6 protein-coding genes are annotated in these 6163 nt (G+C 72.7%); 5 read left to right on the forward strand and 1 reads right to left on the reverse strand.

Going from position 1 to position 6163, the window contains the following annotated elements; genetic code table 11:
- Positions 1 to 114: 114 nt before the first annotated feature.
- Complete coding sequence (locus ACWGH4_RS29105; protein WP_441264234.1) at positions 115 to 792, reverse strand: class I SAM-dependent methyltransferase; 678 nt, start codon at positions 790 to 792, stop codon at positions 115 to 117.
- Between the two features lie 131 nt (positions 793 to 923).
- On the opposite strand from ACWGH4_RS29105, the gene sigE reads away from it, so the two are divergent.
- From sigE to ACWGH4_RS29130, 5 genes are all read left to right on the forward strand, one after another.
- Positions 924 to 1694, forward strand: a complete 771-nt coding sequence (gene sigE, locus ACWGH4_RS29110) for an RNA polymerase sigma factor SigE (protein ID WP_441264047.1) — start codon at positions 924 to 926, stop codon at positions 1692 to 1694.
- On the forward strand, positions 1691 to 2638 hold the full coding sequence (locus ACWGH4_RS29115) for an anti-sigma factor family protein (RefSeq protein ID WP_453466175.1): 948 nt from the start codon (positions 1691 to 1693) through the stop codon (positions 2636 to 2638). The genes sigE and ACWGH4_RS29115 overlap by 4 nt, the downstream gene beginning before the upstream one ends.
- Before the next feature lie 120 nt (positions 2639 to 2758).
- The gene (locus ACWGH4_RS29120; RefSeq protein ID WP_453466177.1) at positions 2759 to 4651 is read left to right on the forward strand and encodes a trypsin-like peptidase domain-containing protein; all 1893 of its coding nucleotides are present in this window, start codon (positions 2759 to 2761) and stop codon (positions 4649 to 4651) included.
- A 138-nt stretch (positions 4652 to 4789) separates the two neighbouring features.
- Positions 4790 to 5251 (forward strand): sec-independent translocase, encoded by a 462-nt coding sequence (locus tag ACWGH4_RS29125; RefSeq protein ID WP_453466179.1) that lies wholly within the window; start codon positions 4790 to 4792, stop codon positions 5249 to 5251.
- A 118-nt stretch (positions 5252 to 5369) separates the two neighbouring features.
- A complete protein-coding gene (locus tag ACWGH4_RS29130) occupies positions 5370 to 6065 on the forward strand; it encodes a hypothetical protein (protein WP_441264051.1) in 696 nt (231 codons plus the stop codon).
- Positions 6066 to 6163: the final 98 nt, after the last annotated feature.

Consider the following 6163-nt stretch of genomic DNA (forward strand, 5'->3'; position numbering starts at 1 on the left):
GTGTGTGTTCCGGGCCCGGTCGGCAGACCGGGCCCTTGTGTTCAAGGGGTGCGGCAGTCCCGGCCCCGTCGGCGTGGGAGGCACGGGGCCCGGAAGGCCTCGCCCGGCGCCGGCTCAGGCGCGGCGGACCGCGCAGAGGAGCCCGTCGCCCACCGGCAGCAGCGTCGGCAGGAGTTCATGGCTCTCGCGGACCGCCCGCAGCAGCTCACGCACCCGGAGCACCTCCACCGGCTGCGCGGCGGAGTCGACCGTACGGCCGTCGGCGAACACGCCCTCGAAGCAGACGAGTCCGCCCGGCCTCAGCAGGCGCAACGATTCAGCGAGGTAGTCGAGGGACTCGGTGCGGTCGCCGTCGCAGAAGACCAGGTCGTATCCGCCGTCCGCGAGCCGCGGCAGGACGTCGAGCGCGCGGCCGGGGATGAAGCGGGCGCGGTTCCCGGCGAAGCCGGCCGCGCGGAAGGCCTCCCGGGCGAACTGCTGGCGTTCCGGCTCGAGGTCCACCGTGGTCAGGACGCCGTCCGGGCGCATGCCGTGCAGCAGGTAGATGCCCGAGACTCCCGTCCCGGTCCCGATCTCGGCCACCGCTTTCGCGTCGGCGGTGGCGGCCAGCAGTCGCAGGGCGGCGCCGGTGCCCGGGGACACCGAGGGCAGCCCTGACTCCCGGGCCCGCTCCCGGGCCCAGCGCAGAGCGTCGTCCTCGGCGACAAAGGCGTCGGCGAACGCCCAGCTCGTCTGCTGGTTGGCGGTTATGACCCTCTCCTGTCCCCGTAGTTGGCGCGACGCTGACTGTATCGGCTGGACCCGGGAACCCGCAGATGGGACCGGTCGTTGTCGAGGCAGTGGGAAGCGCGTGGAGAGGGCCCGGATGCCGGGTTCCAAATCCACGTAAAGATTCTTATCCGGAGCTAACGGGCGAGGTGGCTATGGTAGGGGCTCCGCTGGACACCACCAGAGCCGACAGGGGAGGTGCGGCTGCACCTGCGGATCGGGGAGGAGTGCTGAGGCGCCTTCTCAGGTCGGTGGGTGAGCCGAAATCCGTGACCAACACTGCTGACCGTTCTACGCCCTCCGACTCCGTCACCACGGCGACCTTCGCATCGGATGCGGAATCGCAGGCCTGGACCCCTCCCACGTGGGAGGAGATCGTCAGCACGCACAGCGCACGGGTCTACCGCCTCGCGTACCGCCTGACGGGTAACCAGCACGACGCGGAGGACCTCACCCAAGAGGTCTTCGTCCGCGTGTTCCGCTCCCTGTCGACGTACACGCCCGGCACCTTCGAGGGCTGGCTCCACAGGATCACCACGAATCTCTTCCTGGACATGGTCCGCCGCAAGCAGCGGATCCGCTTCGACGCCCTCGGCGACGACGCGGCAGAGCGTCTTCCCAGCCGGGAGCCGTCGCCGCAGCAGGTCTTCAACGACAGCCACTTCGACGCGGACGTGCAGCAGGCGCTGGACACCCTCGCGCCCGAGTTCCGCGCCGCCGTGGTGCTCTGTGACATCGAGGGCCTGTCGTACGAGGAGATCGCCGCGACCCTGGGCGTGAAGCTCGGCACCGTCCGCAGCCGCATCCACCGCGGCCGCTCCCACCTGCGCAAGGCACTGCAGCACCGTTCCCCGGAGGCGCGTGCGGAGCAGCAGCGCTCGCTGGCGGGTGCCGTGAGTCTCGCGGGGGAGGGTGGACCGGCGTGAGCGGCACAGGTCCGACTCCTGCGGAACAGCATCTGGGGGACCGGCTGGCCGCACTCGTCGACGGTGAGCTGGAGCACGACGCCCGGGACCGGGTTCTCGCGCACCTGGCGACCTGTCCGAGATGCAAGGCCGAGGCCGATGCCCAGCGCCGTCTCAAGAACGTCTTCGCCCAGGCCGCGCCGCCGCCGTTGTCCGAGGGGCTGCTCGCGCGGCTCCAGGGCCTGCCCGCGGGTCCCGGCGCCGCGGGCGACGACGACGAGCCCGGCCCCTTCGGCGGCGGACGTGCCGCCGGCGGGGTGTTCGGAGCGCTGAACCCGTCCGCGGGAAGACCGCGCGATCCACGCGCGGAGACGTTCGGCTACGTCCCCGGCGGGGCCCACGCGGCCGTTCTGCCCGGTGGCGGCAGCGGCTTCCGGATCCACGAGGTCGGCCGCGCGGAAGCTGAGCGCTCGCCGTGGCGCGGCAGGCGGTTCGCCTTCGCGGCGGCCAGCGCCGTGTCCTTCGCCGCCATCGCCCTGGGCGGTGCCGTTCCGCTGGACGCCTCCGGCGACTCCGGTGCGCGCGGGCAGGGCGGCGGCAACAAGGTGACGCCGCTGCGCACCGCGACGCCGACGACCGCCGCGAACACCACGACCCCGGGATCCGGTGGCGGTGCCACCGTGTACCGCGGCACGGACGGCGACCGGCGCCGGGGCGGAAGCGGCCAGACCAGGCCGGGCTCCGGGCCGGTGATCGCCGCGGTGCCGGGGGAGCCGGGTGGTCAGGCGCTCAATCGCCACCTCGGTGTCTCGCCGCTGGCCCACGCCTCCTCGACGACGCCGCTGATACGACCCACGGCAGCGGCGCTGCACCTGGCCGCCGCCGCGGCGATCGGTCCTGTGGCCAATCCCGTGCCCAGGTATCTGGCTGCCCCGTCGCAGCCCGCCCCGCCGCCTTCGCGCTGACCGGCACCGGGCACCTGAGCAGGACCCGACCAGGACCCTGCGCGCGGATTCGCAAACCTGGTTGAATCTCAGCGGGTGCCCGCGGGGGCGCCGCAGCGGCCGGCAGTTTGCGGGGAGAGCATGGACGACGGGAAGCCCACCGGACCCAAGGCGAAGTGGTGGAGCCGCCCCGACAAGGGGCGCGCGGTCCCCTCCGGGCAGGAGGCACCCGCGCCGGAAGAGGCTCCCGGGGCCCGGGACGCTTCATCGGTGGACGCGTCAGCGGCACCGGAAACGGACCGGGTGGACGCCCGGACGCACGCGCAGCTGGACGGGGCGACGGTCCCGGCGCCCGCGGGGGCGCCTGATGAGGCGCCCGCGCCGGCTCCCGCCGAGGTGCCCTCGCAGGCGCCCGCGCCGGCCCACGCGGAGGTGCCCGCGGCGGCCCACGCGGAGGTGCCCGCGCCGGTGGACGCCACCGTGCCCGGGGCGGCCGCCCCAGCGGGCGCCGTGGCCCAGAGGCCCCAGCCGCTGCACGACCCCGATCCCTACAGCACCCCGCCGTACGGCGGACCCGGCCCGTGGGCGCCCGCCCCTCCCGTGCAGCGCCCGGTGGCGACACCGGCCCACGGCACGCCGCTGCCCGCCCAGTACGCGACGCCGGGCGCAGGGAACGGCGGCTACGCGCAGCCGCATCCGCACCCGGACCAGCACCCTCAGCCCCAGTCCCAGCCCTTGCTCCCGCATCCGCACCCGCCGCAGCATCCGCACTCCGACCCCGTAGTGCCGCCGTCGCCCGCCCTGGCCGGTCCGCCGCCCGCCCCGGAGCGGCCGCAGCCGCTGTCCTCCGTCTGGCTCCAGTACGACCCCTGGAGTGCGCCGGGAGCGCCGCTCACCCAGTCGGGGGAGCCGGCCGCCCCCCGCAGGCGCAGGCGCGGCCCGCTGCTGATCGGGGCGCTGGTCGTCGCGCTCGTCGCGGGCGGTACCGGCGGTGTCATAGGCGCCTATGTGGAGCGCAACGGCGGTGTGACCCGCATCGAGCTTCCCCAGGCCGGTCGCGAGAGCGCCGACCGGGCGCCCGACAGCGTCGCAGGCATCGCCGCGAGCGCCCTGCCGAGCGTCGTCACCCTGCATGTCAGCGGCGACGCGGAACAGGGCACCGGAACCGGCTTCGTGCTCGACGAGCAGGGACACATCCTCACCAACCACCATGTCGTCGACCCGGCCGGCGCCTCGGGTGACATCTCGATCACCTTCAGCGGCGGCGAGACGGCCAAGGCCACCCTCGTCGGCAAGGACAGCGGCTACGACCTCGCCGTGGTCAAGGTGAGCGGGGTGAGCGGCCTCAAGCCGCTGCCCCTGGGCAACTCCGACAACGTCCGGGTCGGCGATCCCGTCGTCGCCATCGGCGCACCGTTCGACCTCCAGAACACGGTCACCTCGGGAATCATCAGCGCCAAGGAGCGGCCGATCACCGCCGGCGGCGACAAGGGCGACGGCAGCGACATCAGCTACGTCGACGCCCTGCAGACCGACGCACCGATAAACCCCGGCAATTCGGGCGGTCCGCTCGTGGACGGCAAGGCCCGGGTCATCGGCATCAACAGCGCCATCCGTGCCGCGGACACCGGTGCGGGGACCGACGGGGCCCAGGCGGGCTCCATCGGGCTCGGCTTCGCGATTCCCATCAACCAGGGCAAGCGCGTCGCGGAGGAGCTGATCAACACCGGCAAGGCCACGCATCCGGTGATCGGGGTCAGCCTCGACATGAAGTTCGCCGGTGACGGGGCGCGTGTCGGCGACAAGGGCCAGGACGACTCCCCCGCCGTCACCCCGGGCGGTCCCGCCGCCGAGGCGGGTGTCAGGCCGGGCGATGTCATCACCGAGGTCGACGGCCGGCGTGTGCACAGCGGCGAGGAGCTGATCGTGAAGATCCGCGCACACCGCCCCGGTGACAAGCTGGAGCTGACGCTGCGTCGCGGCGGGGACGAGCGGACGGTGACGCTCGTGCTCGGTTCCGCGGACAGCTCATGACCATCTCGGCGCTGCCCGGAAGGTACCGGGCCGACAGTTTCGCCGGGTACCGTGGACCGGACCCGGATCCCGGCCGGTCCGCGGACCGCGGCGGGCACGGGGCACGCAGCGAGCACGGAGAACACGAGGAGCAGCAAGGTGTTCAATGACATAGGCGCACTGGAGCTGGTGGCGCTCGTGGTTCTCGCCGTGCTCATCTTCGGCCCCGACAAGCTGCCGAAGGTCATCCAGGACGCCAGCCGCTTCATCCGGAAGGTCCGCGCGTTCTCCGAGAGCGCGAAGGAGGACATCCGCAGCGAGCTCGGGCCCGAGTTCAAGGACTTCGAGTTCGAGGACCTGAACCCGAAGGCGTTCATCCGCAAGCAGCTCGCGGAGAACGAGGATCTGAAGGACCTCAAGGAACTCCGCAGCAGCTTTGATCTCAAGAAGGAGATCAACGAGGTCGCCGACGCCGTCAACGGAACGGAGCATTCCGGTGTGTCGGACAGTTCCGTGCCCGCCGCGGTGAACGGTTCCTCCTCAGGCGGCCCCGACCTGCTCAAGAAGGGCGAAAAGCCCGCCGGCGACACCCGTCCGCCGTTCGACGCAGACGCCACCTGAGGACTGTCAATCCCTGCGAGCGGGGACAGGGTGGCTATTCTCCATCTGTCCGGCAGTGAGGACGCCCGAGGGGGGCGGGTCCGCTGCAGGTGTGAAAGACGGAGAGGCGGCCGGGTACATGTCGACGACGAGCCGGGTGACGGAGCAGCAGGGGACGGCGGGCGAAACGCCGGACCAGAGCGGCTACAGATCCCGCACGGCGCAGGGGGACACGGCTGCCCGGCGTGCGGCGGAGGGATTCAAGAACGCCGCCTTCCCCTGGTACGCGCTGGACGAGGCCTTCACCGGTCCCCGGCGCCTGATGCAGGTGGGCACCGCCGCGGACGGGACGGTCCAGCACGGCGCGATCGGTCACGGCGACGAGCCGACGATACGGTCCGAGACGGCAGGTGCCGAGAAGGAGCGTTTCGCCGTCGTGGTGACCGTCGCGGCGAACCCCGTCAGGCGTACCGGCGACGGCACGGGCGTGCTGGAGGCCACCACGGTCTCCTCGGCCGCCTGGCTGGCCGGCTCCGGCCTGCTGGCGCACACCTGGCCGGAGAAGCTCGACCACTCGCTGCGTGACGACTGGCTCGACCAGCAGACGGAGACCGCGTTCGAGCTGGCGGACGATCTGACCGGCCCCGAGTGGTCGACCCTCTCACTGCCGGTGGACGGGGTGCCGACGTCCTTCCACTACCGCGAGTCGGAGTTCGGCTGGGTACTGGCCGGCACGACCGGGGCGGGAGTCCACATCGGCGCGTACGGGCGCGGGATGAGCGCGTACGGCCTGGGGTTCGCTGTGGTCGCCAACCCGGCCGCGTACGTGCGCTGACCCGGTAGGCCGACCCCGTACGTGCGCCGGCCCGGAGGCGGGACGACCGCCGTACGTGCCCCACGGGGCGGGTACGGACCCGAAGACGGACTGAAGGG

Source organism: Streptomyces sp. NPDC054847 (genome assembly GCF_053610925.1).

Excerpts from the sequence above, each read along its gene's own strand:
- ACWGH4_RS29130 (WP_441264051.1), top strand. The coding sequence starts at position 5,370 with ATGTCGACGACGAGCCGGGTGACGGAGCAGCAGGGGACGGCGGGCGAA.
- ACWGH4_RS29120 (WP_453466177.1), top strand. The coding sequence starts at position 2,759 with ATGGACGACGGGAAGCCCACCGGACCCAAGGCGAAGTGGTGGAGCCGC.
- sigE (WP_441264047.1), top strand. The coding sequence starts at position 924 with ATGGTAGGGGCTCCGCTGGACACCACCAGAGCCGACAGGGGAGGTGCG.